At 74.7% G+C, this 24,844-nt stretch carries 25 protein-coding genes; 13 read left to right on the forward strand and 12 right to left on the reverse strand.

Annotated features, from left to right (window positions below):
* The first annotated feature begins 48 nt into the window (after nucleotides 1–48).
* Together ribA and ACFY1S_RS16575 are read left to right on the forward strand one after the other, a co-directional pair.
* A complete protein-coding gene (ribA, locus tag ACFY1S_RS16570) occupies nucleotides 49–732 on the forward strand; it encodes a GTP cyclohydrolase II (RefSeq protein ID WP_387118278.1) in 684 nt (227 codons plus the stop codon).
* Nucleotides 729–1,430 (forward strand): dihydrofolate reductase family protein, encoded by a 702-nt coding sequence (locus ACFY1S_RS16575; protein WP_364364166.1) that lies wholly within the window; start codon nucleotides 729–731, stop codon nucleotides 1,428–1,430. The genes ribA and ACFY1S_RS16575 overlap by 4 nt, the downstream gene beginning before the upstream one ends.
* On the opposite strand, the gene ACFY1S_RS16580 is transcribed toward ACFY1S_RS16575, so the two are convergent.
* A complete protein-coding gene (locus ACFY1S_RS16580; protein ID WP_387118280.1) occupies nucleotides 1,397–1,858 on the reverse strand; it encodes a hypothetical protein in 462 nt (153 codons plus the stop codon). The two genes, ACFY1S_RS16575 and ACFY1S_RS16580, sit on opposite strands and share 34 nt — an antisense overlap.
* Nucleotides 1,851–3,176, reverse strand: a complete 1,326-nt coding sequence (locus ACFY1S_RS16585) for a molybdopterin-dependent oxidoreductase (RefSeq protein WP_387119306.1) — start codon at nucleotides 3,174–3,176, stop codon at nucleotides 1,851–1,853. The genes ACFY1S_RS16580 and ACFY1S_RS16585 overlap by 8 nt, the downstream gene beginning before the upstream one ends.
* Before the next feature lie 135 nt (nucleotides 3,177–3,311).
* Here ACFY1S_RS16585 and ACFY1S_RS16590 point away from each other — a divergent pair, with 135 nt between their 5' ends.
* A complete protein-coding gene (locus ACFY1S_RS16590; RefSeq protein WP_387118283.1) occupies nucleotides 3,312–4,379 on the forward strand; it encodes an NAD-dependent epimerase/dehydratase family protein in 1,068 nt (355 codons plus the stop codon).
* A gap of 37 nt (nucleotides 4,380–4,416) precedes the next feature.
* Here ACFY1S_RS16590 and ACFY1S_RS16595 read toward each other — a convergent pair whose 3' ends face one another.
* Nucleotides 4,417–5,811 (reverse strand): hypothetical protein, encoded by a 1,395-nt coding sequence (locus ACFY1S_RS16595; RefSeq protein ID WP_387118286.1) that lies wholly within the window; start codon nucleotides 5,809–5,811, stop codon nucleotides 4,417–4,419.
* A gap of 145 nt (nucleotides 5,812–5,956) precedes the next feature.
* Here ACFY1S_RS16595 and ACFY1S_RS16600 point away from each other — a divergent pair, with 145 nt between their 5' ends.
* Genes ACFY1S_RS16600 through ACFY1S_RS16610 form a run of 3 tightly spaced genes read left to right on the forward strand, consistent with a single transcriptional unit; the run spans nucleotide 5,957 to nucleotide 8,000 of the window.
* Nucleotides 5,957–6,631 carry a glycosyltransferase family 2 protein gene (locus ACFY1S_RS16600; protein ID WP_387118289.1) on the forward strand — a complete coding sequence of 225 codons (675 nt, stop codon included), beginning with the start codon at nucleotides 5,957–5,959 and terminating at the stop codon, nucleotides 6,629–6,631.
* Nucleotides 6,628–7,308 carry a DUF2064 domain-containing protein gene (locus ACFY1S_RS16605; RefSeq protein WP_387118292.1) on the forward strand — a complete coding sequence of 227 codons (681 nt, stop codon included), beginning with the start codon at nucleotides 6,628–6,630 and terminating at the stop codon, nucleotides 7,306–7,308. The genes ACFY1S_RS16600 and ACFY1S_RS16605 overlap by 4 nt, the downstream gene beginning before the upstream one ends.
* Nucleotides 7,305–8,000 carry a class I SAM-dependent methyltransferase gene (locus ACFY1S_RS16610; RefSeq protein WP_387118295.1) on the forward strand — a complete coding sequence of 232 codons (696 nt, stop codon included), beginning with the start codon at nucleotides 7,305–7,307 and terminating at the stop codon, nucleotides 7,998–8,000. Before ACFY1S_RS16605 ends, ACFY1S_RS16610 begins: the two co-directional genes overlap by 4 nt.
* Nucleotides 8,001–8,007: 7 nt before the next feature.
* Here ACFY1S_RS16610 and ACFY1S_RS16615 read toward each other — a convergent pair whose 3' ends face one another.
* Both ACFY1S_RS16615 and ACFY1S_RS16620 read right to left on the reverse strand, forming a co-directional pair.
* The gene (locus tag ACFY1S_RS16615) at nucleotides 8,008–9,021 is read right to left on the reverse strand and encodes a sensor histidine kinase (protein WP_387118298.1); all 1,014 of its coding nucleotides are present in this window, start codon (nucleotides 9,019–9,021) and stop codon (nucleotides 8,008–8,010) included.
* Entirely contained in the window at nucleotides 9,014–9,706 is a 693-nt protein-coding gene (locus tag ACFY1S_RS16620) for a response regulator transcription factor (RefSeq protein WP_387118301.1), read from the reverse strand. Before ACFY1S_RS16620 ends, ACFY1S_RS16615 begins: the two co-directional genes overlap by 8 nt.
* A 99-nt stretch (nucleotides 9,707–9,805) precedes the next feature.
* Between ACFY1S_RS16620 and ACFY1S_RS16625 the strand changes: the two genes are divergently transcribed.
* A complete protein-coding gene (locus ACFY1S_RS16625) occupies nucleotides 9,806–10,267 on the forward strand; it encodes a GNAT family N-acetyltransferase (protein WP_364364196.1) in 462 nt (153 codons plus the stop codon).
* A gap of 70 nt (nucleotides 10,268–10,337) precedes the next feature.
* Nucleotides 10,338–13,022 carry an Hsp70 family protein gene (locus tag ACFY1S_RS16630; protein ID WP_387118305.1) on the forward strand — a complete coding sequence of 895 codons (2,685 nt, stop codon included), beginning with the start codon at nucleotides 10,338–10,340 and terminating at the stop codon, nucleotides 13,020–13,022.
* Between the two features lie 10 nt (nucleotides 13,023–13,032).
* Here the strand turns inward: ACFY1S_RS16630 and ACFY1S_RS16635 are convergent, their stop codons facing one another.
* Nucleotides 13,033–13,533, reverse strand: coding sequence for a Rieske (2Fe-2S) protein (locus ACFY1S_RS16635; RefSeq protein ID WP_387118308.1), 501 nt, complete (start codon nucleotides 13,531–13,533; stop codon nucleotides 13,033–13,035).
* Nucleotides 13,534–13,608: 75 nt separating this feature from the next.
* On the opposite strand from ACFY1S_RS16635, the gene ACFY1S_RS16640 reads away from it, so the two are divergent.
* Entirely contained in the window at nucleotides 13,609–14,181 is a 573-nt protein-coding gene (locus tag ACFY1S_RS16640; RefSeq protein ID WP_387118311.1) for a nucleosidase, read from the forward strand.
* 9 nt (nucleotides 14,182–14,190) lie between these two features.
* On the opposite strand, the gene ACFY1S_RS16645 is transcribed toward ACFY1S_RS16640, so the two are convergent.
* Nucleotides 14,191–15,375: a low temperature requirement protein A gene (locus tag ACFY1S_RS16645; RefSeq protein ID WP_387118314.1), complete on the reverse strand. Its 1,185-nt coding sequence runs from the start codon at nucleotides 15,373–15,375 to the stop codon at nucleotides 14,191–14,193.
* 164 nt (nucleotides 15,376–15,539) lie between these two features.
* Here ACFY1S_RS16645 and ACFY1S_RS16650 point away from each other — a divergent pair, with 164 nt between their 5' ends.
* The 3 genes from ACFY1S_RS16650 to ACFY1S_RS16660 all read left to right on the forward strand — a co-directional run bounded on the left by ACFY1S_RS16650 (nucleotide 15,540) and on the right by ACFY1S_RS16660 (nucleotide 18,109).
* Nucleotides 15,540–16,391 carry a S1 family peptidase gene (locus ACFY1S_RS16650; protein WP_387118317.1) on the forward strand — a complete coding sequence of 284 codons (852 nt, stop codon included), beginning with the start codon at nucleotides 15,540–15,542 and terminating at the stop codon, nucleotides 16,389–16,391.
* Nucleotides 16,392–16,479: 88 nt separating this feature from the next.
* The gene (locus ACFY1S_RS16655; RefSeq protein ID WP_387118320.1) at nucleotides 16,480–17,520 is read left to right on the forward strand and encodes a sugar kinase; all 1,041 of its coding nucleotides are present in this window, start codon (nucleotides 16,480–16,482) and stop codon (nucleotides 17,518–17,520) included.
* Nucleotides 17,501–18,109, forward strand: a complete 609-nt coding sequence (locus tag ACFY1S_RS16660) for a bifunctional 4-hydroxy-2-oxoglutarate aldolase/2-dehydro-3-deoxy-phosphogluconate aldolase (RefSeq protein ID WP_387118323.1) — start codon at nucleotides 17,501–17,503, stop codon at nucleotides 18,107–18,109. The genes ACFY1S_RS16655 and ACFY1S_RS16660 overlap by 20 nt, the downstream gene beginning before the upstream one ends.
* Before the next feature lie 43 nt (nucleotides 18,110–18,152).
* On the opposite strand, the gene ACFY1S_RS16665 is transcribed toward ACFY1S_RS16660, so the two are convergent.
* From ACFY1S_RS16665 to ACFY1S_RS16685, 5 genes are read right to left on the reverse strand one after another with little or no spacing between them, the layout of a single operon-like run.
* Complete coding sequence (locus ACFY1S_RS16665; RefSeq protein WP_387118326.1) at nucleotides 18,153–18,710, reverse strand: GNAT family N-acetyltransferase; 558 nt, start codon at nucleotides 18,708–18,710, stop codon at nucleotides 18,153–18,155.
* The gene (locus tag ACFY1S_RS16670) at nucleotides 18,700–20,754 is read right to left on the reverse strand and encodes a penicillin acylase family protein (protein ID WP_387118329.1); all 2,055 of its coding nucleotides are present in this window, start codon (nucleotides 20,752–20,754) and stop codon (nucleotides 18,700–18,702) included. Before ACFY1S_RS16670 ends, ACFY1S_RS16665 begins: the two co-directional genes overlap by 11 nt.
* Nucleotides 20,751–21,563: an ABC transporter ATP-binding protein gene (locus ACFY1S_RS16675; protein ID WP_387118332.1), complete on the reverse strand. Its 813-nt coding sequence runs from the start codon at nucleotides 21,561–21,563 to the stop codon at nucleotides 20,751–20,753. The genes ACFY1S_RS16670 and ACFY1S_RS16675 overlap by 4 nt, the downstream gene beginning before the upstream one ends.
* A gap of 29 nt (nucleotides 21,564–21,592) precedes the next feature.
* Nucleotides 21,593–22,621 carry a FecCD family ABC transporter permease gene (locus ACFY1S_RS16680; RefSeq protein WP_387118335.1) on the reverse strand — a complete coding sequence of 343 codons (1,029 nt, stop codon included), beginning with the start codon at nucleotides 22,619–22,621 and terminating at the stop codon, nucleotides 21,593–21,595.
* Nucleotides 22,618–23,724, reverse strand: a complete 1,107-nt coding sequence (locus tag ACFY1S_RS16685) for a FecCD family ABC transporter permease (protein ID WP_387118338.1) — start codon at nucleotides 23,722–23,724, stop codon at nucleotides 22,618–22,620. The genes ACFY1S_RS16680 and ACFY1S_RS16685 overlap by 4 nt, the downstream gene beginning before the upstream one ends.
* A 73-nt stretch (nucleotides 23,725–23,797) precedes the next feature.
* Here ACFY1S_RS16685 and ACFY1S_RS16690 point away from each other — a divergent pair, with 73 nt between their 5' ends.
* A complete protein-coding gene (locus tag ACFY1S_RS16690; RefSeq protein WP_387118341.1) occupies nucleotides 23,798–24,829 on the forward strand; it encodes an ABC transporter substrate-binding protein in 1,032 nt (343 codons plus the stop codon).
* Nucleotides 24,830–24,844: the final 15 nt, after the last annotated feature.

The following is a 24,844-nucleotide window of genomic DNA, read 5'->3' on the forward strand; positions in this document are numbered from 1 at the left end:
AGACGGTACGCGTCACCGTGGGACGGTGACGCCGGACAAAGGAGTCCCATGCCCGAAGCACTGCCCGTCGCCACGATCCGTACGCAGGTCACGGTGCCGCTGATGTTCCCGGACGGCTACGCCACGACCGTGCGGGTGTTCACCTTCAAGGGCCTTGTGGACGGTCGGGAGCACCTCGCTCTCGGCCTCGGCGACTGGGCGGGCGCGCTGGACCGCCTCGCCGCCGGCGGCGAAGCCCCCCTGGTCCGCCCGCACAGCGAATGCCTGACCGGCGACGTGTTCGGCAGCCAGCGCTGCGACTGCGGTCCGCAGTTGCGCGAGGCGGTGCAGCGGATCACCGAGACCGGCGGGTTCCTGCTCTACCTGCGCCAGGAGGGCCGGGGCATCGGCCTGTACGCCAAACTCGACGCGTACGCCCTGCAGGACGCCGGCCTGGACACCTACCAGGCGAACGTCGCGCTGGGCCGGGGCGAGGACGAGCGGGACTACAGCGCCGCCGCGCAGATGCTTGTCACCCTGGGCGTACCCCGGATCCGGCTGCTCAGCAGCAACCCGGACAAGGCCGAGCAGTTGACCCGCCTCGGTGTGGACGTCGCCGAGCGCGTGCCCACCAGCGTCTTCCTCTCCCCGGCCAACGCCGGCTACCTGGCGGCCAAGGCGGCCAAGGCGGCGCAGACGGAGGCGGCCGAGGCCCTCGCGGGCCTGACGTCCGAGCGGTCCGACGTCCCGTGAGCGGCCGGCCGGCGCGGCCGTACGTGCTGCTGAGTTGCGCCACCTCGATCGACGGGTACATCGACGACTCGTCCGAGCAGCGGCTGCTGCTGTCCAACGAGGACGACCTGGACCGTGTCGACGCGGTCCGGGCCAGCTGCGACGCGATCCTGGTCGGTGCCGGCACGGTCCGGCGGGACGATCCCCGCTTGCTGGTGCGCTCCGCCGTACGCCGGGCGGAGCGGGTGGCCGGTGGCCGGCCGGCCTCACCCGTGAAGGTCACGTTGACCGCGCGGGGTGACCTCGACCCGACCGCCCGGTTCTTCACTGCCGGGGACGCGACCCGGCTCGTCTACTGCGCCACGTCGGCGCTGGACAAGACCAGGGAACGGCTGGAGCGGGCGGCAACCATCGTCGACGCCGGTGAGCCGATCGATCCGGCCTGGCTGGTGGCCGACCTCGCGGCGCGTGGCGTACGGCGGCTCATGGTGGAGGGCGGCGGGACGGTGCACGCCCAGTTCCTCACCGCCGGCCTCGCCGACGAGCTGCACCTGGTGGTGGCCCCGTTCTTCGTCGGCGACGGCCGAGCGCCCCGCTTCGTCGGCGAGGGGAGCTTCCCCTGGCACGCGGGCCACCGCGCCCGGCTGGCCGAGGTCCGGCAGATCGGCGACGTGGTCCTGCTGCGCTACGCGCTGTCGGACCGCTTCGGCGAGGCCTGACGACGCCGCAGGAGGTACGTGACCGCGCTGAGTCCGAACAGCGCCGCGCTGAGCAGGATCCACCGCATCAGGTACGGCCGCTGGTCCTGACCGGTGGCCGCCAGGTGGGTGGTCTCGCCCAGGCGCAGGATGCCCGGGGAGTAGACGAGGAACAGCAGGGCGCTGCCGAGCGCCGGCGCCCGGAGGTGGTTGAGCAGTGTGACCCGGCCGCGTGCCACCGCGCGTAGCAGGCGGTCGACTGCCGCGTACACCGGGAAGAGCACCAGGTCGTGGGCGATGACCGCGCCGAGGAACCACAGCAGCATCCGGCCTGCGGTCGCCTCGTGGGCCACCCGCAGCGCCACCCAGCCGGCCAGCACGAGGGCCGCGGTCACCACGACGAGGTGCCAGGGCGCGGCGCCGTAGCGGGCGCGCATCCGGTCAGCCATCGGCCCGGCCCTGGAAGTCGATCTCGGCGACCCACTTCGTGCAGTGCACTCCGGGCAGGGCCGGCACGATGACGCGGGCCGGGTAGCCGTGGTCGGGGGAGAGGTCGACGCCGTTGACCCGCAGGGCGAGCAGCGCGTCCGGGTCGAGGACCTGGTTGGACGCGAGTACCGCCGTGCGGAACAGTCCGGCCTGCTCCAGCGACGACACCCGCGCCGAGGCCGGGTCGGGGACGCCGGCCCGGGCGGCCAGGTCCCGCAGCCGTACGCCGGTCCAGGTCTGCCGGGTCGACCAACCCTCCACGCAGGAGATCGGCAGCGCGGCGGTGTGCTGCGCCATGGCCAGCAGCGCCGACCGGTCCAGGGTCACCGTCCGGCCGCCACCGCGCAGGGTGAGCCGCCACCCGGCGCCGGTCTGCTCCGGGCGTACGCCTGCGGCGGCGACTGTGCGGTTGACCGGGAAGCCGTTGGGTCCCGGGCCGGGCTGCCGGCCCCGGGGCAGCAGCAGCGCGGTGCGGCGCAGCGGACCGTCCAGGCTCTGTCCGATGGTGAGGACGGCCAGCAGCAGCGCCCCGCCGCCGACCAGGCCGACCGCGCCGCGTCTGCTGACGGTTGCCGGTCCGGGTTCGGTGGCGACCAGCCCGTCCGGGTCGGGTGGCTCGGGTCGGGTCGCGGCACGTGCGGTCCGCAGCTGCGCGCCGAACGGTCGGGACCGCAGCGCGGTCACCAGCCGGGGGAACTTGATGACCACGTGCGCCACGAACGCCCCGGTGAAGATCCAGGCGCCGAAGTAGTGGGCGGTGTAGAAGTCGAAGCCGTACACGTACGAGTACTGGATGTTGAGCAGTCCGGTGGCGATCTGGAAGAGGATGCCGCCGACCAGCAGCAGCAGCGTGAGTCGTTCCAGCGCCTGGGCCAGCGAGCGGACCGGCGGCCAGTCGAACAGCTTCGGCAGCACCGACCACAGCTTTCCCAGCACCACAGGGATGAGCACGATCCCGAGCGTCACGTGCAGACCCTGGGTGACCCGGAACAGCCAGGACGGCCGCGTCGGCCAGTCGAAGGCGGGCAGCCGCAGCCAGCCCACGTCGGTGGGGAACGCCTGGTCGAACTGGGGGCCGTAGGCGGCGTAGTCGAGCAGCCCCGTGATGATCACCAGGGGCAGCGCGACGAGGAGCGCCGTGCCGTACACAGCGGTGAGCCAGGGGCCGCGCAACGGACTGCGCCAGCTCCGCTCGATCGTGTCCACCCCTGGTGGTCTCGGAGGCACCGCCGCTCCTTCCTGACCGCCGTGGTCGGCGGTGGGACGCACTGCGGGCAGGCTAAACCGCGCGGGTACGGCCCGGTCGGGTTTGCCGCATTACCGAACGCTTACCGCACCGGCAGCTGTTGTGAACTCCTTACGGGTCGGGCGAACGGGCCCGCCGGGCGTCCCTCCCGCCCTACCGTGACCTGAATGCGGGTACTGGTCACCGGCGCGGCCGGGTTCATCGGATCGCAGGTCGTCGACCTGCTCGTCGAGCGGGGCCACGAGGTGGTGGCGCTGGACGCGCTGCTGCCCCAGGCGCACGGCGGGGAGCTGCCCGTCTGGTCACGCGGGCATGACGTGGTGCGCGGCGACGTGCGCGACGGCCCTCTGCTGGACCGGCTGCTCCCCGGGGTGGACGCGGTCTGCCACCAGGCGGCGATGGTCGGGCACGGCCTGGACCCGTCGGACGCCCCCGACTACGTCACGCACAACGACTACGGCACGGCGGTGCTGCTGGCGGCGATGCACCGCGCCGGGATCGGCCGGCTGGTGCTGGCCAGCTCGATGGTGGTGTACGGCGAGGGGCGTTACATGTGCGCCGCCCACGGCCCGGTACGCCCCGCGCCCCGGCGGCCCGAGGACGTGGCGGCCGGCCGGTACGACCCGACCTGCCCGCACTGCGACAGCGGCCTCGACCCGGCGCTGGTGCCCGAGGACGCTCCCCTGGAACCACGCAGCACGTACGCCGCGAGCAAACTCGCCCAGGAGCACCTGGCGGCGGCGTGGGCGCGGCAGACCGGCGGCGGGGTGTGGGCGTTGCGCTACCACAACGTCTACGGTCCCCGGATGCCGCGCGACACCCCGTACGCGGGGGTGGCCTCGATCTTCCGGTCGGCGCTGGCCGCCGGTGAGGCGCCCCGGGTGTTGGAGGACGGCCGGCAGCGGCGCGACTTCGTGCACGTCACCGACGTGGCGCGGGCTAACCTGCTGGCCCTGACGACCACCGCGCCGCCGGCCACGCTCACACCTGTGAACGTCTGCTCGGGCGAACCCCACACAGTCGGCGAGCTGGCGGTGACCCTCGCCGAGGCGATGGGCGGCCCGGCCCCGCAGGTGGTCGGCGGCGCCCGGGCGGCCGACGTGCGGCACGTGGTGGCCGACCCGACCCGCGCCGCCGGCCTGCTCGGCTACACGGCCCGGGTCGGTTTCGCCGAGGGGGTGGCCGGCTTCGCCACCGACCCACTGCGCGAACCCGCCGCCGTCGCCCCGGTCTGATGCCGTTCGCCGTGGCGGTACCGGGATGCGCGCGGAGCTAGGACACCGTCCAGATCAGGTGGTTGACGGCCAGCGCGGTGGCCGCCTGCGCGGCCAGCCACCAGCGCCGTGACCCCGCAGGAAGGTGGGCGGTGGCTACCAGCAGCCACACGACGAACGGTAGCCAGATCCGCTCCACCTCGGCCTTGCTGAGCCCGGACAGGTCCGCCCCGAGCATCGCGACCACGGCCGCCAGCGGCAGCAGCACCGTCGGACCGGCGGCGCGCGCGGCCGCGACCACGCGCGCCGGCAGCCGTCCGGATGCCCCGGCCCACCGCGACCGGGCGGCCAGCAGCACCCGGCGCAGCGCCGGCCCGAGCACCGGACCTGCGCTGAGCAGCAGCGCCGCCAGGTTGGCCCACGCCCAGTAGGCGTACGGGCGGTCGGCCGCCCAGCCCTGGTAGTACCGCTCGACGACCAGGTCGTAGCCGACCCACCACTGGAAGCCCGCCGCGACGAAGACGGCAGTCACGGCGGCCACGCCGGCGCCGGCGGCGAGCAGGGCACCCCGCCGGTGGGTACGACGCAGCGCCAGCACGGTGAGCGCCAGCACCCCGACCAGCAGAAACCCGTACGAGAGGTGCAGCGCGAAGCCGAGCGCGACGCCACCTGCCGCGGCGGTGACCCGGCCGCGTACCGCCAGCAGGGCCAGCCCGGCGGCGACGACGGCGGCGAAGATCCCGTCGGCGGAGGCGCCCACCCAGACCGCGCCGGGCAGCAGCACCAGGAACGGGACGACCGCGCGTGCGGCGTCGGGTGCGCCGAGAGCCCGCAGCGTCACCGGCACCGACACCGCCACCGTGGCGCCGAGCAGCACGCACGCCAGCGCGGCGGCGGTGCCCCCGCCGAGGCCGACCCGGTCCAGCCCGACGAAGATCAGCAGCGCGCCCGGGGGATGGCCGGCGGTGTGGGTGGACCAGGAATCCGGTTGGAAGTCCACGATCCGGTTGGTGAATCCGGCAAGCATCGCCGGGACGTCGGTGACCCGTGGAACCTCGTGCAAGTACTCGGCCTGCGGCGTCAGCCGCTGCGCCAGGCCCGCCGACCAGCCGTCCACCAGGGCCAGCGACAGCGTCCACGCCACAGCCGTCAGCCACGCGACGATTAGCAGGAGACCCCAGCGGGCCGTGCGGGCCCACCGCGCGCCCCAGCCCACCACCCCGACCGCGATCAGCAGCGCGACCGGGCTGCCCCAGCCGACGTGCGGACGCCACGTTCCGTACAGCGGGGCGGCGTCGGCGTGCAGGCCGGCGCCGCGCGCGTTCAGCACCGCGCCCACCACCACGGCCGTGGCGAGCAGCGCCGCCTCCACGCCCAGCACCAGCAGGTCCCCCGGACGGCGGCGGGTAGGCGTCCGCCCGGGGGCGGTGGGGGAGGCGGTGGTCGAGGTCATGACCACCGGACGGTACGGCGACAGCCGACAGGCGCGCCGCGGAACCGCCGGCCCGTCACCGGACGGTAAGAAATGTCCAGGTGGTAAGGGTTCGGTAAGCACATTCCGGCCTCCGCCCACCGGGTGCCGTCCTAGCGTCGGCGGTATGGCGACTCAGATCGACGTGGTGCTGCCCTGCCTGGACGAGGCGGCCGCGCTGCCGGGCGTGCTCACCGCGCTGCCGGCCGGTTACCGGGCCATCGTTGTGGACAACGGATCCCGCGACGGCTCGCCCGAGGTGGCGGCCCGGCACGGCGCGCGGGTGGTCCACGAGCCCCGCCGTGGCTACGGCGCGGCGGTGCACGCCGGCCTGGAGGCCGCCGACGGCGACCTGGTGTGCGTCCTGGACGCCGACGGCTCGTTCGACCCGGCCGAGCTGCCCGCCCTGGTGGCGCCCGTCGCGGCCGGTGTCGCGGACCTCAGCGTCGGCCGGCGGCGACCGGTGGGCGCCGGGGTGTGGCCGTGGCACGCCCGCGTCGGCACCGCGCTCGTCGCCGCGCTGCTGCGCCGCCGGGGCGTACCCCTGCGGGACCTCAGCCCGATCCGGGTGGCCCGCCGCGACGCGCTGCTCTCCCTCGGGGTCACCGACCGGGCCTTCGGCTACCCCCTCGAACTGCTGATCCGGGCCGCCGCCGCCGGCTGGCGGATCCACGAACTGGACGTCACCTACGCGCCCCGGGCCGCCGGCACCCGCTCCAAGGTGTCCGGTTCGGTGCGCGGCACCCTGCGCGCCACCCGCGACTTCGCCGGCGTGCTGCGGACGGTGGACGGCTCCCGGTGACAGTCCTGCTGGTGGTCGCGAAGGCGCCGCTGCCCGGTGCGGTGAAGACCCGGCTCTGCCCGCCGGCCACGGCCGAGCAGGCGGCCCGGATCGCCGCCGCCGCGCTGCGCGACACCCTGGACGCCGTCCGCGCCACGCCCGGCGTCACTCCGGTGCTGGCGTGCGCGGGCCGGCTGACCCAGGCCCAGGACGCCGCCGCGTTGACCGCGGCGCTGATCGGCTGGGACGTGCTGGACCAGCGGGGCACCGGACTCGGTGACCGGCTCGCCAACGCGTACGCCGAGGTGGCCGTGGCGTACCCGGGTCGGCCGGTGCTCCAGATCGGGATGGACACCCCGCAGCTGACCCCGGCCCGCCTGACCGCTGCCGTACGCCGGTTGCGTACCGCCGACGCGGTCCTCGGTCGGGCCGCCGACGGCGGCTGGTGGTCGCTGGGGCTGCGCGACCCGCGACACGCGGGCGTGCTGCGCGACGTGCCGATGTCGACACCGCACACCGGCCGGGACACCTGGGCCGCGTTGGGCGGGCGAGGACTGCGCACCGCGCCGCTGCCGGTGCTGCGCGACGTCGACGAGTGGCCCGACGCCCTCGCCGTGGCGGTGCAGGCGCCCGGGGGTCGGTTCGCCAGGCAGGTCGCGGCGGTCCGACTCGCCCTGGTGCCGGGCGGCCGGCGGTGAACCCGGTCGACACGGCCGCGCGGGTCGCCGAATCGACGGGAAACGCCGGCGCGGACGGGTTCGCCGCCGTCCTCGCCGACGGGGCGGCCGACGGGCGGTGGCTGGTGGACGGCGACGGCGTGCGCAGACCGCTGCCGGTGGCCCGCTGGCACGGCGACGCCGAGCCGGCTGTCGCCGCGCTTGTCGGCCGCTGCGCCGGGCCGACGCTGGACCTCGGCTGCGGGCCGGGTCGGCTCACCGTCGCGCTGACCCGGGCGGGCCGCACGACTGTCGGCGTGGACGTGTCGGCCACTGCCGTGCGGCTCACCCGCGCCCGTGGCGCGGTGGCGCTGCACCGTGACCTGTTCGACCCGCTGCCCGGCGAGGGCCGGTGGGCGCACGCGGTGCTGATCGACGGCAACATCGGCATCGGCGGTGATCCGGTCGCGCTGCTGCGCCGGTGCCGGGAACTGCTCGCATCCGGGGGCACGGTCCTGGTCGAGCTGGAGCCGCCCGGGACCGGGATGTGGCAGGGTCAGGCCCGGGTGGCCGCCGCGCACGGGACCGGCCGGCTGCTGCTGGGCCCGGCGTTCCGGTGGGCCCGCCTCGACGTACGCGCCGTCCACCCGGTCGCCGAAGCGGCGGGGCTCGCGGTGCGGCAGGTGTTCCGGTGGGGGCGGCGCTGGTTCGGCGAGCTGACGCCCGGCCGCTGACGACAGGTCAGGCGACCGGAAGGTGCACCACGAAACGGCAGCCACCGACCACGTTCTGCACGTCCACCCGGCCGCCGTGCGCCTCGACCAGCCCCCGGACGATCGCCAGCCCCAGCCCGCCGGAGCCCTCCCCGCCCGGGTCGGGCGTGCGGGCTGGCTCGCCCCGGAACGCCACGTCGAACAGCAGGGGCAGGTCGTCCTCCGGGATGCCGCCGCAGGTGTCGGCTACCGCCAACCAGGCGGCGTCGCGTTCGCGCCCGGCGTCCACCCGGACGGTGCCGTCACTCGGGGTGTAGCGCACCGCGTTGAGCAGCAGATTGCCCACCACCCGGGCCAGTTCGGGCTCGCTGGCCCGTACGGTGGGCCACCCCGACTCGGCGGCCACCAGGCGGATGCGCCTGGCCTCGGCCAGCGGCGCGGTGCCGGACAACGCGTCGGAGACCACCTCACCCAACGGCACCGCCGACATCGTCAGCCGCAACGCCCCGGCGTTGATCCGGGACAGCTCGAACAGGTCGTCGACGAGACGTGTCATCCGGTCGGTCTGTGTGCGGATGCGCCTGTGGTACTCGGCGACCGTCGCCGGGTCGTCGACCACCCGGTCCTCCAGCGCCTCGGCCATCGCCCGCAGCCCGGCCAGCGGCGTGCGCAGGTCGTGCGACACCCAGGCCACCAGGTCCCGGCGGCCCTTCTCGACCCGCCGCTCCCGTTCCCGGGCCTGGTCGGCCCAGACCGCGGCCGTGGCCAGCCGCCGCCCGAAGTACCAGCCGACGGCGAGACTCACCGACGCCGCGGCGGCCACGGTGAGCAGGACGACCTGGAGGTCGTGCGGGGACAGGAACATCGCCCGGGCGACCACCACGACACCGGCCACCACTGCGCCGACGGTGGTCGTGAGCAGGACGCAGACGTGCACGGTGATCGACCGGTCGCGCAGCAACCGCAGTGTCAACGCCCCGAGCAGACCCACGCCGAGAGCCGCCGCGAGCGCCGCCGCGAAGATCAGCGCCAGGTCACGCATCGGCCGGCTCGTACCGGTAGCCCACGCCCCAGACCGTGACGATCCGGCGCGGCTCGGCCGGGTCGTCCTCGATCTTCTCCCGCAGCCGCCGCACGTGGACGGTCACCGTGGACTCGTCCCCGAACGTCCAGCCCCACACCCGTTGCAGCAACTCGGTGCGGCGAAACGCCCGCCTCGGGTGCCGCATCAGGTGCGCCAGCAGGTCGAACTCCCGGACCGTCAGGGCCAGCTCGCGGCCGTGCAGCCTGGCGATCCGCGGCCCCGTCGCGACCTCCAACCCCGCGTCGGCGAACAGTTCGGCAGCCGGCCCGGCCGGCTCGCCGGCCCGGCGCAGCACCGAACCGACGCGCAACACCAGCTCCCGCGGGGAGAACGGCTTGCCCAGGTAGTCGTCAGCGCCCAGTTGCAGGCCGAGCACCCGGTCGGCCTCGTCGCCGCGCGCGGTCAACATGATGATGGGTACGCCGTCGGGCCGCTCGCGCAGCCGCCGGCACACCTGCAACCCGTCCAGCCCGGGCAGCATCAGATCCAGCACCACGAGGTGCGGCGGCTCGTCCCGGACGGCCTCCAGGGCGGCCAGCCCGTCCCCGACGTGGCTCACGTCGTACCCGGCGTGCTCCAGATACCGGCAGACCACGTCGCTGACGGTCCGGTCGTCGTCGACCACGAGCACCCGCTGCGCCACCGGCCACCTCCCCGGCCAGCCTAGCCAGCACCGGCGGGGGCGAGGACAGCACAGATCTTGCGAACCTCTTACGTCCCGCCGCTCGATAGGGTGGCCGTCGTGCCGGAACTCGTGACCATCACAGCGGACAATGTCGAGGCCGCGTGCCAGCTGGCCGTCCGACCGGACCAGGAGAGGTTCGTGTCCCCGGTCGCCTGGTCCCTCGCGGAGGCGTACGCGCAGCCGGAGGTCGCCTGGCCCCGCCTGATCGTCGAGGGCGACGAGATCGTCGGCTTCCTGATGGGGTTCTTCGACATCGTCTGGGACCCGGCCCGCCCGGACGACAGGCGCTCGGGTCTGTGGCGGCTGAACATCGCCGCGGACCACCAGGGTCGAGGGTACGGGCGCTTCGCGGTGCGGGCCGTCGACGCCGAGGCGCGGGCACGGGGACACGACCGCGTGTACACGACGTGGGAACCGGGGCCGGACGGTCCTGAGGGTTTCTACCTGAAGCTCGGGTTCCGCCCGACCGGGGAGACCAGCGGCGGCCAGACCGTGGGAGTGCGGCGACTGACCGAGTGATCAGCCGGGCGGCGCGGCCTGCGTACGATGCGGGGTCGAGTTTTCCTCGTCGCGGCGGAGGTAGCGGTAGATGGCAGCGCAGCACGAGGGTTTCGCCCTTGGCGTCGACCTCGGCACGTCCAACACGGTCGCGGTGCTGCGCTGGCCGGACGGGCGGACCCGTCCGCTGCTGATGGACGGTCAGCCGGTCAGTCCGTCCGCCGTGTACGCCGACCCGGACGGCACCCTGCACGTCGGGTGGGACGCGCGACGGTTGGCGCTCACCGATCCGGCCCGGCTCGAACCGAACCCGAAACGTCGGGTCGACGAGCCGACCGTGCCGCTGGGTGACCGCTCGTACCCGCCGGCGGATCTTCTCGCCGCGGTGCTCGCGGCGGTGGCGCGGGCCGCCGTGGGAGCCGTGGGTTTCCTGCCGCCGGCCGTGCTGACCTGCCCGGCGGCGTGGGACGAGACGCGCCGGCAGGTGCTCGCCGACGCGTTGCTGCGGGCGGGCTGGCCGCAGATCGCCGAGCACACCATGGCCGGGCCGACTCCGCCGGGCACCCGGTTGCTGCGCGAGCCGGTGGCCGCGGCCCGCTACTACACGCAGGTGCTGCACCGGCCGGTGCCGGTCGGCGCCGCCATCGCGGTGTTCGACTTCGGCGGCGGGACGCTCGACGTCGCGGTGCTGCGCAACGAGGGCGCCGACCCGTGGGGTGACTCCGGGTTCAGCGTGGTCGCCGACGGCGGGCTGCCCGATCTGGGCGGCCTGGATCTCGACGCCGCGCTGGTGCGGCGGGTCGGGGAACTGGTCGGTGAGCGGCACGCCGCGCAGTGGGCCCGGCTGGTCGGGCCGGCGGACGCGGCGCAGCGCCGCGACCAGGTCCGGCTGTGGGACGAGGTACGCGGTGCGAAGGAGACGCTGTCCCGTTCGACGCAGGCGCCGGTCGCGGTGCCGGGGGTGCCCGACGCGGTGCAGCTGACCCGGGCCGACGTGGAGCGCGTCGCCACACCGTTGCTGCGCCGGGCGGTGGACCGCGCCCGGGAGGTGATCGCCGCCGCCGGGCTGCGTCCGGACCAGCTCGCCGGGTTGTTCCTGGTCGGTGGTTCGTCGCGGATCCCGCTCGTGGCCCGGATGCTGCACACCGAGCTGGGGGTGGCGCCGACGGTGCTGGACCAGCCGGAGCTGCCGGTGGCCGAGGGCGCGCTCACCGATCTACCCCTGCCTCCGGCGCAGCCCGCGTACGCCGGACCGCCCCTCGCGCCGCCGCCGGTCGGGGGGCCGCCGCCGGTCGCGGGGTCGCCGGCTGTCGCGCCGCCAGCCGTCGCGGGGGCATCGCCCGTCGCGGTGCCCGCCGGAGTGCCGCAGCCGTGGCCGGGCAAGCCCACGCCCGCAGGGGTACGGGCGGGCGGCGCGTCGCGTTGGCGGCGCGCGCGGTGGATGGTGCCCGTGGCGGTGCTCGCCCTCGCCGGTGTGGTGACCGCGACGACGCTGTACCTCACCCGGGACCGCTATCCGGACCTGGAGTTCCGGCCGCTGCGCGAGCTGTCCCGTCCGGCCGCCGGCGGCGAGCGGCCGGACGGCATGTGGACGGCGGTGCTCGGCGACCGTGTTTACCTCGGCCACCCGCTGCCGGACGACCGGCTGGAGGTGGTGGCCGTCGACGCCGGCACCGGCGACGAGCTGTGGCGCAGGGCGACCGACGTCACCGCCGGCGACTGGAAGGCACTTGTCGCTCTGCCCGGCGCGGTCGCGGTCCTCGCCGACGCCCCGGGCGACAGCACGCCCCGGCCGCTTGCCGTCCTCGACGGCCGCTCGGGCGCCCAGCGCTGGCAGCGGTCGGTCCGGGGCGACGACGACGTCTTCTTCTCCGACGACACGGCGGTGCTTGTCGACCGGGCCGCCAACCGGCTGGTCGGTCTGGGTCTGCGCGACGGCGACGAGGCGTGGACGACGCCCAGTCCCACCGACCAGTACGGCGGCGTCCGTACCGTCGTGCGACAGGTCGGCACCGACGAGGCGGCCGGCGGCCCGGCGTTCCTCGACGGCACACCCCGCGACCCGTGGGCGGGCAAGGGACGCCGACTCGTGCAGGTCGGCGCGGACCGTTCGGTGCGGCTGCTCGACATGGCCTCCGGTGCCGTCCTGCGCCAGTGGGGCAACGTCGCCGACCTCGACGACCTGGTGGTGGCCCACGAGGACCGCCTGTACGTGGCCGCGAACGACACCGGGTACCAGTTGCTGTCGTACGACCTGGGCTCCGACGCCGAGCCGGTGGTCCTCTTCCGGTCCGGGGACGACGAGTACCGCCCGAAGGAGTTGGTGGCCTGCGGCGAGCGGCGGGTGTGCCTGGTGCAGGTGCCGGGCGGTCAGGCCGAACGGGCCGAAGTGGTGGCGGCGACCGAGGGTGAGCGTGCGATCCGCTGGTCCGCCCCGGGCGTGACAGGCGTGATCCCGCTGGGTGAGCGGCTGCTCGCCCAACGGGAGTACCCGAAGCCCGCGGTGACCCTCTTCGACGCCGCCGGCAAGCCCGTGCTGCGCGACAGGGGTGGCGTGGCGGCGCGACTCGACGCCGGCAACCTGCTGGTGTTCGCCACGGCCCCCAGCACGGTCGCGGACAACCGGGTGCTGGCCGGCGTGTGGGCCGGGTCCGGCGAGGTCGACGAGCTGGGTGAACTCCAGGACGTCCGCAGCGCGTCGTGCTCGTGGAACACCCGGGTCATCGCCTGCGGCGCGGACAAGGACTTCGTGCTGTACCGCTTCGCCGACGAGTGACCGGGCGGGGTCAGGCTCGGACGATCGACGTGCCGTCGACAGTGATCGGGATCTCGGTGAGCCCCCGGGTCGCGGGGCCGCCGAGGCGGGCGCCGTCGGCTACCGCGAAGGTGGAGTTGTGCGCCGGGCAGGTGATCACCCCGTCGCTTGGCGCGCCGACCCGTACGCCCTGGTGGGGGCAGGTCGTGTCGTACGCCCTGAACGTGCCGGCCTCCGGTTGCACGACCAGGACGCCGCTGCTCACCGTGCCTCCGCCCACCGGCACGTCGGCGGTGCGGGCCAGCACGGTTCCGGGAGTGGCGGCCGCCTGACCGGTCGGGCCGTCACCGGCGCCGCAGGCGCTGAGCAGCCCGGCGGCGCCGACCGCGCCGGCCCCGGTGAGCAGGGCCCGCCGGCTCAGGCGCCAGCGGTTGTCGCGGAGGAAGTCCTGCCCGTCGTACACAGTCGTCGCCTCTCTCGTCGCGGCCCGGGCCGCCGTCGCCCGGTGGCTCGCCGGACCAGCCTGCCCCACCGCCCTGAACGGGCGATGCGAGCGGGCTGGACGGTGCCTGGGTACGCGCGGCGGGCGGGCCCGTACGATGCTCCGGTGATTCTTCGGGGTACGGTCCGCGCCGATCGTCCGCTGGTGGTGCTCGCCGTGGGGGAGGAGGCCCGCTACCTCCCGCCGGATCTGCCGGTGCTGCTCACCGGCATGGGCAAGGTCAACGCCGCCAGCGCGGCGTCGGCGGTGCTGGCCGCCGGGCCGCGCCCCAGCCTGCTGCTCAACCTGGGTACGGCCGGTGCGCTGCGCCCCGGGTGGGTGGGCATCCACGAGGTCGCCACCGTGCTCCAGCACGACCTGGACACGGCCCTGCTGCGCACGCTCACCGGCGAGACGTACGGGGCGCCGCTGACGCTGGCCGCCGAGGGGGCGGTGCTGGCCACCGGTGACACGTTCGTGGCCGACGACGACGCGCGGGACCGGTTGGCCCAGCGGGCCGACCTGGTCGACATGGAGGGGTACGCGGTGGCGTGGGCCGCCGCGCAGGCCGGTGTGCCCTGCCGGCTGGTCAAGCAGGTGAGTGACGAGGCGGGCGACGGCGCGGCCCGGACCTGGAAGGAGTCGGTGGACGCGTGCGCCCGGGACCTCGCCGACTGGGCCGTTGGACACGTCGCCTGACCGTCGCGGTCAGCCGGCGGGCCGGGGTCCGAGGCCTCGCCTGGTCTCCCGACTGTCGCTGCGGGGGACCAGGACGTGCGCGGCCAGGGCGAAAGCGACGATCGCGGTGACGAGTACCGGTGGCCAGCCACCGGCCCAGGGCAGCAGCAGCAGGGGCAACAGTTGCCAGGCCATTCGTCCCCACGGCACGCGGCCGGACAGCAGGTAGGCGAACAGCGCCCGACCGAGCACGAACACCAGCGGCCCGCCGATGATCAACATCAGCCACCGTGCCGGGGTCGACCCGGTCGGACGGTCGACGACCAGGTCGAAGGAGGCCGCCGTGACGGCCACGCCGACCAGCAGCACCAGATGGGTGTACGGGGCGATCCGCGTGGACCGGCCGGGCACCGACGCGGCGGCGGTCTCCAGCAGCTCGCCGGCGCGGTAGACGTAGATCTGCCAGAGCAGCAGCATGATGACGAACGCGCAGAGCAGGGCGGTGATCCGGAGACTGTCGAATTCGCTGCGGCTGAGTTCCAGGGTGGGCACCAGGATGATGTCGCCGAGGGCCAGGATGACGAACTGCTGGTACCGCTCGCCGAGGTGTGCGGTGGTCCGGTCGTACTGGTCCAGGGGCACCCGGCCCAGCCACGGCGTGGGGTAGCGCGCCGCCGCGGAGACGAGGTCGATAGCGATCGCGATGGTCCAGATCCACCAACGGTCGGCGTCGGTAGCCGCGCCGATGATCCAGAGGACGCCGGACACCAGGAACCAGAACAGGAACCGGGCGGCCCGTGCCATGGCCGAGCGGTGGTGCTGCCGGTACAACGTGCTGACCAGGACGACGCCGCGCACCACGTGGGTGCCGACGTAGGCGAGCGCGAAGGTCGCCGCCTGCCCTGGGGTGATCATCGGCAGTGCGGCGGCCATCCCGACCGATCCGACCATGGCGACCATGAGGATCAGCTGGATGGGGCGCTGCTGCGGGTCGTAGAACTCGGTGGTGGTGGAGGTGACCGACCAGGTCCACCAGATGGCGACGAGCATCAGCGCCACCGACCCGCTGCGGGGCCACGACATGTCGTCGGCGAGGAGCTTGGAGGTCTGCGCGAGGGCGGCCACGAACACCACGTCGAAGAGCAGCTCCAGCAGCGTCGCCCGGGTCGAGCCGTCCAGGCGGCGTACCAGCGCCGGGGTACCTCTGGTGGTCATGCCCGGCCTCCCGCCGCGTCCTCCGGAATTATCGGCGGCGTCGGCGGCACCCGTCCGAGGATCGGCGATTCCCGCGGGTGCGACGCCGGCGCGAGGTTGCCACGGCGCCGGCCTCGGAGCGATGCTTGCTGCATCCACATATCTCGATCTCTGCGGAGGTTCGGATGCGCCGCTCCCCGCTCGTCGCCCTCGCCCTGACCGTCCTCGTCCTCGTCGCGCCCGGCACCGCCCAGGCCGGCGTCCCCGACCGGTCCACCGCCGAGCCCGGCCGCGTGCTGGCCGCGGTCCGTACGACGGGCACCGCCTGGGGCCTCGACCCGGCCACCGGCCGGATGACCCTCACCGTCGACGACACCGTCGCCCCCGCCGACCGGGCGGCCCTGCGGGCGGCGGCCGACCGGGCCGGCGCGCTGCTGCGCCACGAACCCGGAACGCTGCGAACCCTGATCGCCGCCGGCCAGGGCATCTACGGCAGCGGCAGGCGTTGCTCGCTCGGCGCGAACGTGCGCAGCGGCAGCACCTACTACGTGATCACCGCCGGGCACTGCACCGCCGCCGTCAGCGCCTGGTACGCCGACAGCGCACAGACCACCGTGCTCGGCACCCGCACCGGCGCCAGCTTCCCGAGCAACGACTACGGGCTGATCCGCTACACGGGCCGCATCGCCCATCCCAGCGCCGTCTACACCTATCCCGGACTGCTCACGATCTACGGCGCCGGCAACGCGTACGTGGGTCAGGCGGTGTGCCGCAGCGGTGCCACGACCGGGGTGCGCTGCGGCAGCGTCACCGGGCTCAATCAGACGGTCAACTACGCCGAGGGCGCGGTCTACGGCCTGATCCGCACCAACATCTGCGCCGAACCGGGAGACAGCGGCGGCCCGCTGTACGTGGCGTCCACCGGCACCATCATCGGCATCCTCTCCGGTGGCAGCGGCAACTGCACCTCCGGCGGCACCAGCTACTACCAGCCGATAACGGAGGTGCTCGCCGCGTACGGGCTGACCCTGCCCTGATCCCCGCGGGACGGCTTGCCCGCCGCGCGCGGCACGTCCTAGGCTCGGTGGCGCCCCCGGCCCCCTGCCCGTGAGGACGTGCGCTCCCATGCCATCGGACCTTCGGCCCGACCGTCCGAGTGGCCCGACCGGCCCGGTGTCGGTCGAGGTGGCGGCGGTGGGGGAGACCATGGTGGTGCTCTGCCCCGCCCCCGGTGTGCCACTTCAGGACGCCGAACGGGTCGCCGTCTCGGTCGGCGGCGCGGAGTCCAACGTGGCCGGTTACCTGGCCCGGCTCGGGCACCTGGCGACCTGGGTGAGCCGGGTCGGCGACGACCCGTTCGGCAGGGCCGTCGTCCGGCACGTCGCCGCCGCCGGCGTACGCGTGGACTCCGTACGGGTCGACCCGGGTGCTCCCACCGGCCTGTACGTGAAGGACCCGGGCCCGGCCGGCACCGCCGTGCACTACTACCGGGCCGGTTCGGCGGCCTCCCGGATGGACACTGGCACGCTCGCCGACCCCCTGCTGACCGGCGCCCGGGTGCTGCACCTGTCCGGGATCACCCCGGCGCTCTCGGCCACCTGCCGGGCACTGACCGAGCATGCGGTGACCGACCGCCCGCTGCCGGGCGCGCTTGTCAGCTTCGACGTCAACCACCGGGCCCGGCTCTGGCCGGTCGACGAGGCCGCGCCGGTGCTGCGTGACCTCGCCGACCGCAGCGACCTCGTCTTCGTCGGCCAGGACGAGGCGTACGCCCTGTGGGACACCGCCGACCCGATGGCCGTACGCCGGCTGCTGCCCGGCCCGGGGACAGTGGTGGTCAAGGACGGCGCGGTGGGCGCCACCGCGCTGTGCCGTGACGCCGAGCCGGTCTTCGTGCCGGCACCCCGGGTGAACGTGGTGGAGCCGGTCGGGGCCGGGGACGCGTTCGCCGGTGGCTACCTGGCCGGGCTGCTGCGCGGCCTCGACCTGACGGGGCGGCTGCGCCTCGGTCATCTCGTCGCCGCGCAGGCGTTGGGCAGCATCGGCGACAACGCCCCGCTGCCGCAGTGGTCGTGGTTCGAGCGCCTGCTCGACGCCCCCGACGACGCCTGGTCACCTCTGGACCTGACCTCGGATGGAGTGGACCATGACCACAACGGACTTTGAGCAGATCTTCGGCGGCGCCCGGGTGATGGCGATCCTGCGCGGCCTGCCGGTGGCCGAGACCGTCCGGCTCGCCGTACGCGCCTGGGATCTCGGCATCGACGTGGTGGAGGTCCCGGTGGCCACTCCCGACGCGGTGCCGGCGCTGCGCGCCGCCGTCGAGGCCGGTGCCGAGCGTGGCCGGATCGTCGGGGCCGGCACGGTCCTCGACGGTGGGCAGGTCGCGGCGGCGGCCGACGCGGGGGCCGCGTTCACCGTGGCGCCCGGGCTCGACCTCGCCGTCGCGGACGCCGCCGCCGCACGCGGCCTGCCGCACCTTCCCGGTGTGGCCACCCCGACCGAGGCGCAGCAGGCGCTGCGGCACGGCCTCACCTGGCTCAAGGCGTTCCCGGCGATCTCCCTCGGGCCGGCCTGGTTCCGGGCGATCGCCGGCCCCCTGCCGCAGGTGCGCTTCGTCGCCACCGGCGGCCTCGACGCGGGCAACGCCGCCGCGTTCCTCGACGCTGGCGTACGGGTGGCGGCCGTGGGCTCGGCCCTGTCCGACCCCACCCAGCTCGACGCGCTGGCCAAGCTGGCGACGCACCCGCGCTGAGGCGCCGACCGCGCCCGTTCCGGCCGGCGGCGGTCCGGTGCGGTCAGCCGGTGGTCGCCGGCCGGTCGAGGAAGAGCAGCCGGGCGCGTTTCTCCGGCAGGTCGATCAGCGGTCCGGTCCGGAACCCGGCGCGCAGGAACCGGCTGACGGCGCGGTCGTTGCGGGCGTCGGGTTCCATCACGACCCGCAGCCGGTCCGGGTCGGCGAGGACGAAGTCGAGGATCGCGCCGAACAGCGTGCCGGTGAAGCCGCGCTCGACCGCCACCGGCGGCCCGACGAGCAGGTGCACGCCGATGTCGCCGGGGCGTACGTCGTAGCAGTCGCCGACCGGGTCTGCCTCGGGCTGGTAGGTCTGCGCCAGCGCGACCGGCACGCCGTCGCGGTGCACCAGGTACGCGTGGTGGGTGTCGAGCGAGTCGAGGTACGCGTAGATCTCCCGCACCCGCTCGCGGCTGGCGTCCCGCATCCCCCAGAATCGGGCCCGCTCCTGGGTGACCCAGGCGTGCAGCAGGTCGACGTCCTCGTCCGGCCGCACAGGGCGGATGGTGACCACACCGAATCCGTCGACGTCGCGCCGGTAGTGGTGTCGATCAATGGTCATGCGTCTCCTCCACTAGGTGATCCCAGTCGGTGACCACCGGCAGCAGTTCGCCGGCCAGCCAGGCGGCGCTCTGGTCGTCGTGGTGCGGGTCGCCGGGCACCCCGCAGGCGCCCAGCGGGACCACCCAGCGGCTGTCCTCGCGCCGCGCCAGGTCCCAGACGAACCGGGCGGCCGGCCCCCGGAAGCACCTGTGGGTGACACCGGGCACGCTCGAGGTGGCGAGCACGCAGTCGTGGTCGCCGTCGAGCTCGGGCCCCGGGCCGGCCTGCGGGTCGGGCAGCGCCCGCCACGGCGCCAGCCGGTGCAGGTCCCCCCAGCGCGTGGACCCGTCCGCCGTGCCGGCGACCTCCGCGAGAGCCGCGCCGACAAGCGCGGCGATGTCCACGTCGGGCAGCCGGGTGCCGTCGAGCAGCTGCTCCAGCGCGTAGCCGACCCGCGGCGTCAGCGCCAGCCACGGCGCGAACACCTTCGGGTACGCGGGCGGCTCCGCCACCGCCGCGAGGGCCGGGTGGGCGGCGATCCGGCGTACGACAGCCGCGCGCAGCGTGGCGAAGTCGGCGGCGTCGGTGCTGTCGGCGGCCATCCGGCGGTCCCAGCGCAGCAGCCGGTCGCGCAGGGCTACGGCGTCCGGGTCGAGCCCGGTCAGTCCGGCGAGCACCGCCAGCAGTGGGCCGGCCGAGGCCAGGTGCGTGTCGGTGTGCACGGTTGCCATCCGGTCGGCCGTCCAGTCCCCGTCGGCGGCGAGCAGCTCGGCGATCCGGCGCGCGCGGTGCGGCGGCGCGAACTCGACGCCGAGCGGCGCCGACAGGCCACGTTCGTTCGCCATCACCGCCTGCCCGGTCACCTCGGCGCGGGGCATCGGCGCGTACCAGCCCTGCCAGGCGTGCCGCTCCTTCCAGGCGGGGACAACCCGGCGGCCGTTGTCCGGATGCCGTACCGGCACCGCTCCCGCCACCCGGTGCAGCAGCCCACCGGCGGTGTCCGCCGCCTGCACCACGTTGACCGGCTCGACCCAGTGCCGCAGCGCCCGGTCCACATCGGCCACCGTACGGGCGCGCAGCAGCTCCGGCAGTGCGGCGAAGCCCAGTTCGGCGCGGACCCGTGGCGGGTAGCGCAGGCTCAGCGCGGTGGGCTCGTCCGGCCCGCCGGCGATCACCGGACCCCTGTCGGTCTCCAGCACCTCCACCTCGACCGGCGATGCCCCGGCCACCTCGACCGTCTCGACGTGCCGGTGCGCCGGCTGCCAGCCGTCCGGGCCGAGCGCCCGCACGCCGGGGCCGTCGCGGCGCAGCCTCTCGGCGTACACGTCCTGGTAGTCGGCCATCGCGTTGGTGATCGCCCACGCCACCGCGCCGGTGTGGCCGAAGTGCGCGACGCCCGGCACTCCCGGCACCGCCAGGCCGACCACGTCGTACTCCGGGCAGGCCAGCCGGATCTGCTGGTAGACGCCCGGGTCCTCGATGAACCGGTGTGGGTCGCCGGCGAGAAGCGCCGCGCCGGTGCCGGTGCGTCCGGCGGCGAGCAGCCAGCCGTTGCTGCCGGCCACGGCCGGCCCGTCGGTGGCGAACATCCCCGTCGCGTCCGGGCCGAGCCGCTGCGCCACGTACGTCCGCCAGAGCTTGCCCGGGAACCCGGCGAACAGGATGTGGTGGCCCAGCCAGACCGCGAGCGGCGTCCACGGCTCCCACCGGCCCGGTGCCAACCTGGTGGCGGCGAACTCCGGCGCCCGGGCGGCCCCGGCGGCCAGGCCGGCGTTCACCCCTGCCACGTACGCGCCCACCCACTCGGCGGTCGCCGCGTCCAGGGCGGCGTGGCAGCGGCGGGCGGTGTCGTCGAGGCGTACCCGACGGGCGAACAGGTCCCAGGCGAGCGCGTCGGGGCCGAGGAAGGCGGCGCTGGTGCCCTGGGACCTGTGCCGTTCCACCTCGATCTGCCACGCCCGGTCGTACGCGGTCACCCGGCCCTGCTCGGCCGCCAGGGTCAGCGCGTCGTCGGCGCGCAGGTGCGGCACGCCCCACCGGTCGCGGAACCGGCGCGTGCTCACGCCGGCTCGGTGGCTCGGCGGCGGGCGGCGGGGACGACGAGCGGTGTGCCGGTCTCCGGGTCGTCGATCACCCGGCAGGGCAGCCCGAACACCTCGTTGACCAGGTCGGCGGTGACCACCGTCGCCGGGTCGCCGGCGGCCACCACCCGACCGTCGCGCATGGCGATGAGGTGGGTGGCGTAGCGGGCCGCGTGGTTGAGGTCGTGCAGCACCGCGACGAGGGTGCGGCCCTGCTCCTCGTGCAGGCGGGCGCAGAGGTCCAGGATCTCGATCTGGTGGGCGATGTCCAGGTAGGTGGTCGGCTCGTCGAGGAGCAGCAGCGGGGTCTGCTGGGCCAGCGCCATGGCCAGCCACACCCGCTGCCGCTGCCCACCGGACAGCTCGTCGACGAGCCGGTCGGCGAGGTCGTCGACCCCTGTCGCGGCCATCGACTCCTGGACCACCCGCTCGTCCTCGCGGGACCACTGCCGCAGCAGCCCCTGGTGCGGGTAGCGGCCCCGGGCGACCAGCTCGGCGACGCTGATGCCGTCCGGCGCGATCGACGACTGCGGCAGCAGGCCGAGGGTACGGGCCACGGCGCGGGCGGACTGGTCGTGGATGTCCCGCCCGTCCAGCAGTACCGCGCCGGCGTTCGGGCGCAGCATCCGCGACAGCGCGCGCAGCAGTGTCGACTTGCCGCACGCGTTCGGACCGATGATCACCGTGAACGACTGGTCCGGAATGGCAACTGTCAGTTTCTCGGCGATGACGCGCCTGTCGTAGGCGAGCGTCAGCGCGGTGCCGCCGAGCCGGGTGCTGCCGGGGTGCATCTGTGCTCCTTCGAGGGGATCGCGGGTGGTCACAGTCGACCCGCCCGCCGTTCGACGGCCAGCAGCCAGACCAGGTAGCCGCCGCCGATCACTCCGGTCACCACGCCGACCGGGAGTTGGTGCCCGGTGAACGCGCGTTGGGCCAGCAGGTCGGCGCCGACCAGCAGCGCCGCGCCGACCGCCATCGACGGCAGCAGGTTGGGGCCGGGTGCCCGGGTCAGCCGTCGGGTGACGTGCGGCGCGACGAGCGCCACGAACGACACCGGCCCGGCGGCGGCCGCCGCGAACGACACGAGCAGCACCGCCGAGGCGAGCAGCACCAGACGCAGCCGGACGACCGGCACGCCGAGGGCGCTCGCGGTGTCGTCACCCAGTTCCATCATCCGCAGCGCCGCCGCGCAGCCGACCAGGACAACAGGCGCCAGCACGGCCGTGACGGCGAGCAGCGGGCCGGCGTTGGCCCAGCCGCGCCCGTCCAGGCTGCCGGTGAGCCAGAGCACGGCGCGGGCGGCGTCCATCAGCGGCGCCCGGGTCAGCAGGTAGCCGTTGACGCCGGTGAGGATCGCGGCGACGCCGATGCCGACCAGGATGAGCCGGTAGCCGTGCACGCCGCGTCGCCAGGCGAGCGCGTAGATGACCAGGCCGGTGGCCATCCCACCGACGACCGCCGCGCCCGCGAGGGCCAGGCTGCTGCCGCCGAGGACGACCACCACCAGCGCGCCTGTCGACGCGCCCTGGGTGAAGCCGAGGATGTCGGGGCTGCCCAGCGGGTTGCGGACCAGGGACTGGAAGATCGTGCCGGCCAACGCCAGCGCCGCGCCGACGAGCAGGGCGGTGACCAGCCGGGGTAGCCGCAGCTCGGTGACGATGAACTGCTCCGCCGGGGTGCCGCCGCCGGTCAGGGTGCGCAGCACGTCGGCCGGGCCCATCGGGTAGTCGCCGCTGCCGATGGCGACCAGGCCGAGCCCGGCCGCGAGCAGGGTTGCGCCCGCGCCGACGGCCAGCGCCCGGGGGCGGAACCGCACGGACAAACCGCCTGGGGTACGCAGGACGCTCACGGGTGCGCCACCCGCGATCGGCTGACCAGCCAGAGGAAGAGCGGGCCGCCGAGCACGGCTGTCACCATGCCGACCTGGAGCTCACCGGGGCGGCCCAGCAGCCGGCCGAGCACGTCCGCGCCGAGCAGCAGCACCGGCGCGAGCACCGCGCAGTAGGGCAGCAGCCAGCGCAGGTCGGGACCGGTCAGGGCGCGTACGAGGTGCGGCACCAGCAGTCCGACGAACACGATCGGGCCGCAGGCGGCGGTGGCCGCGCCGCAGAGCAGGGTGACCGCGACGATCACGGCGGCGCGGATCAGCGCCGGCCGGGCGCCCAGGGCGCGGGCCGTGTCGTCGCCGAGCGCGAGGGCGTTAAGCGGTCGCGCGGCGGCCAGTGCCACCAGCAGGCCGGCCAGGATGAAGGGCGCGACCCGGGTCACTGTCGCCGCGTCGGCGCTGGCCAGCGAGCCGACAGTCCAGAACCGCAGCCGGTCCAGCGAGGCCGCGTCGAGCAGCATGACCGCGCTCACGAACGAGTAGAGGGTGGCGTTCAGCGCCGCCCCGGCCAACGCCAGGCGGGCCGGCGTGGCGCCGCGTCCGCCGCCCACGGCGTAGACGAGCGCGGTGACCACGGCCGCGCCGAGCAACGCGAACCAGACGTACCCGCCGATGGCGGTGACGCCCAGGAAGGCGGCGGCGGTGGCGACGGCGGCGGACGCGCCGGCGTTGATGCCGAGCAGCCCGGGGTCGGCCAGGGGGTTGCGGGTGAGGGCCTGCATCACCGCGCCGGCCACGCCGAGCGCCGTGCCGGCGAGGAGCCCGAGCAGGGTACGCGGCAGGCGCATCCGGTGCACCACCGCGTACTCGGTGGCGTCGCGGTCCAGCAGACCGGACCAGACGTCGGCGAGCGGTAGCGACTTCGCGCCGACCGCGATGCTGAGCAGCAGGATCACGCCGAGCAGCGCCACGGCGCCGAGGAGCCCGGCGGCGCGGGCCGCCCGGCGCCGCACCGGGGGAGGGGCCGTGGTCCGCGCCGGCACGGGTGGTGCCCTTCGGGTGACGGTGGGTGTGGCGTCCAGTGTGGGCTCCGGGGGTGTGGCGACACGGCGTACCGCTGTTGACAATGACCGAGGTTAGGCTAACCTAACCCCGCTGTCCTGGTCGACCCCGACCCTCCCTTGATCGAAAGACGACACCATGCCCGATGCCCTGTCCTCCCGTCGCCTCTCTCGTCGTGGCCTGCTGGCCGCCGGCGGCGCCGCCACGCTTGCCGCCCTGCTCGCCGGCTGCGGCAAGGACGATGCCGCCAAGCCCGCCACCAGCAACGGCGGTGGCCCCTGGTCGTTCACCGACGACCGTGGCAAGAAGATCGAGGCAGCGGCCCGCCCGGCCCGGGTGGTGGCCTTCACCGGCGTGGCGGCGGCTCTTGTCGATTTCGGTCTCGACAAGCAGCTCGTCGGCGTGTTCGGCGAGACCAAGCGCACCGATGGGACCGTCGACCCGCAGGCGGGGGACCTGAACGTCGAGTCTGTGGAGATCATCGGCAACGTGTGGGGCGAGTTCAGCGTGGAGAAGTACGCGGCGCTGCGCCCCGAGCTGCTGGTCACCCACATGTACGACCCGGACGCCCTCTGGTACGTGCCGGACGAGAGCAAGGACAAGATCCTGCCGCTCGCGCCGAGCGTGGCCGTCACCACCGCCCGGGTGCCGATGACCAAGCCGATCGAGCGGTACGCCGCGCTCGCCGAGTCGCTCGGCGCGGACCTCTCGGCGAAGAAGGTCACCGACGCGAAGACCCGCTTCGACGCCGCCGCCGAGGCGGTCCGCCAGGCGGTCAAGGCCAACCCCGGCATCAAGGTGATGGCCTGCTCCGGCAGCCCCGACCTGTTCTACGTCTCCAACCCGAAGGTCAGCACCGACCTCATGTACTTCGCCGAGCTGGGCGTGGACATCGTCGTTCCGACCAAGCTCGAATCCGGCGACTACTTCGAGGCGCTGAGCTGGGAGAACACCGGCAAGTTCCCGGCCGACCTGATCCTGCTGGACAACCGCAGCACGGCGCTTCAGCCCAAGGACCTCGCCGCCAAGCCGACCTGGCAGCAACTGCCGGCGGTCAAGGCCAACCAGGTCACCCCGTGGGACGCGGTGCCCCGCTTCTCGTACGCCGGTGCCGCGCCGTTGCTGGAGAACCTCGCCACCGCCATCCGGAACGCGAAGAAGGTCAGCTGACGCCCGGAGTGAACT

The organism is Micromonospora sp. NPDC000663 (assembly GCF_042898105.1).
Classification (GTDB): domain Bacteria; phylum Actinomycetota; class Actinomycetes; order Mycobacteriales; family Micromonosporaceae; genus Micromonospora.

Excerpts from the sequence above, each read along its gene's own strand:
- ribA (WP_387118278.1), top strand. The coding sequence starts at position 49 with ATGCCCGAAGCACTGCCCGTCGCCACGATCCGTACGCAGGTCACGGTG.
- ACFY1S_RS16580 (WP_387118280.1), bottom strand. The coding sequence starts at position 1,858 with ATGGCTGACCGGATGCGCGCCCGCTACGGCGCCGCGCCCTGGCACCTC.
- ACFY1S_RS16590 (WP_387118283.1), top strand. The coding sequence starts at position 3,312 with ATGCGGGTACTGGTCACCGGCGCGGCCGGGTTCATCGGATCGCAGGTC.
- ACFY1S_RS16595 (WP_387118286.1), bottom strand. The coding sequence starts at position 5,811 with ATGACCTCGACCACCGCCTCCCCCACCGCCCCCGGGCGGACGCCTACC.
- ACFY1S_RS16600 (WP_387118289.1), top strand. The coding sequence starts at position 5,957 with ATGGCGACTCAGATCGACGTGGTGCTGCCCTGCCTGGACGAGGCGGCC.
- ACFY1S_RS16615 (WP_387118298.1), bottom strand. The coding sequence starts at position 9,021 with ATGCGTGACCTGGCGCTGATCTTCGCGGCGGCGCTCGCGGCGGCTCTC.
- ACFY1S_RS16630 (WP_387118305.1), top strand. The coding sequence starts at position 10,338 with ATGGCAGCGCAGCACGAGGGTTTCGCCCTTGGCGTCGACCTCGGCACG.
- ACFY1S_RS16645 (WP_387118314.1), bottom strand. The coding sequence starts at position 15,375 with ATGACCACCAGAGGTACCCCGGCGCTGGTACGCCGCCTGGACGGCTCG.
- ACFY1S_RS16650 (WP_387118317.1), top strand. The coding sequence starts at position 15,540 with ATGCGCCGCTCCCCGCTCGTCGCCCTCGCCCTGACCGTCCTCGTCCTC.
- ACFY1S_RS16655 (WP_387118320.1), top strand. The coding sequence starts at position 16,480 with ATGCCATCGGACCTTCGGCCCGACCGTCCGAGTGGCCCGACCGGCCCG.
- ACFY1S_RS16660 (WP_387118323.1), top strand. The coding sequence starts at position 17,501 with ATGACCACAACGGACTTTGAGCAGATCTTCGGCGGCGCCCGGGTGATG.
- ACFY1S_RS16665 (WP_387118326.1), bottom strand. The coding sequence starts at position 18,710 with ATGACCATTGATCGACACCACTACCGGCGCGACGTCGACGGATTCGGT.
- ACFY1S_RS16675 (WP_387118332.1), bottom strand. The coding sequence starts at position 21,563 with ATGCACCCCGGCAGCACCCGGCTCGGCGGCACCGCGCTGACGCTCGCC.
- ACFY1S_RS16690 (WP_387118341.1), top strand. The coding sequence starts at position 23,798 with ATGCCCGATGCCCTGTCCTCCCGTCGCCTCTCTCGTCGTGGCCTGCTG.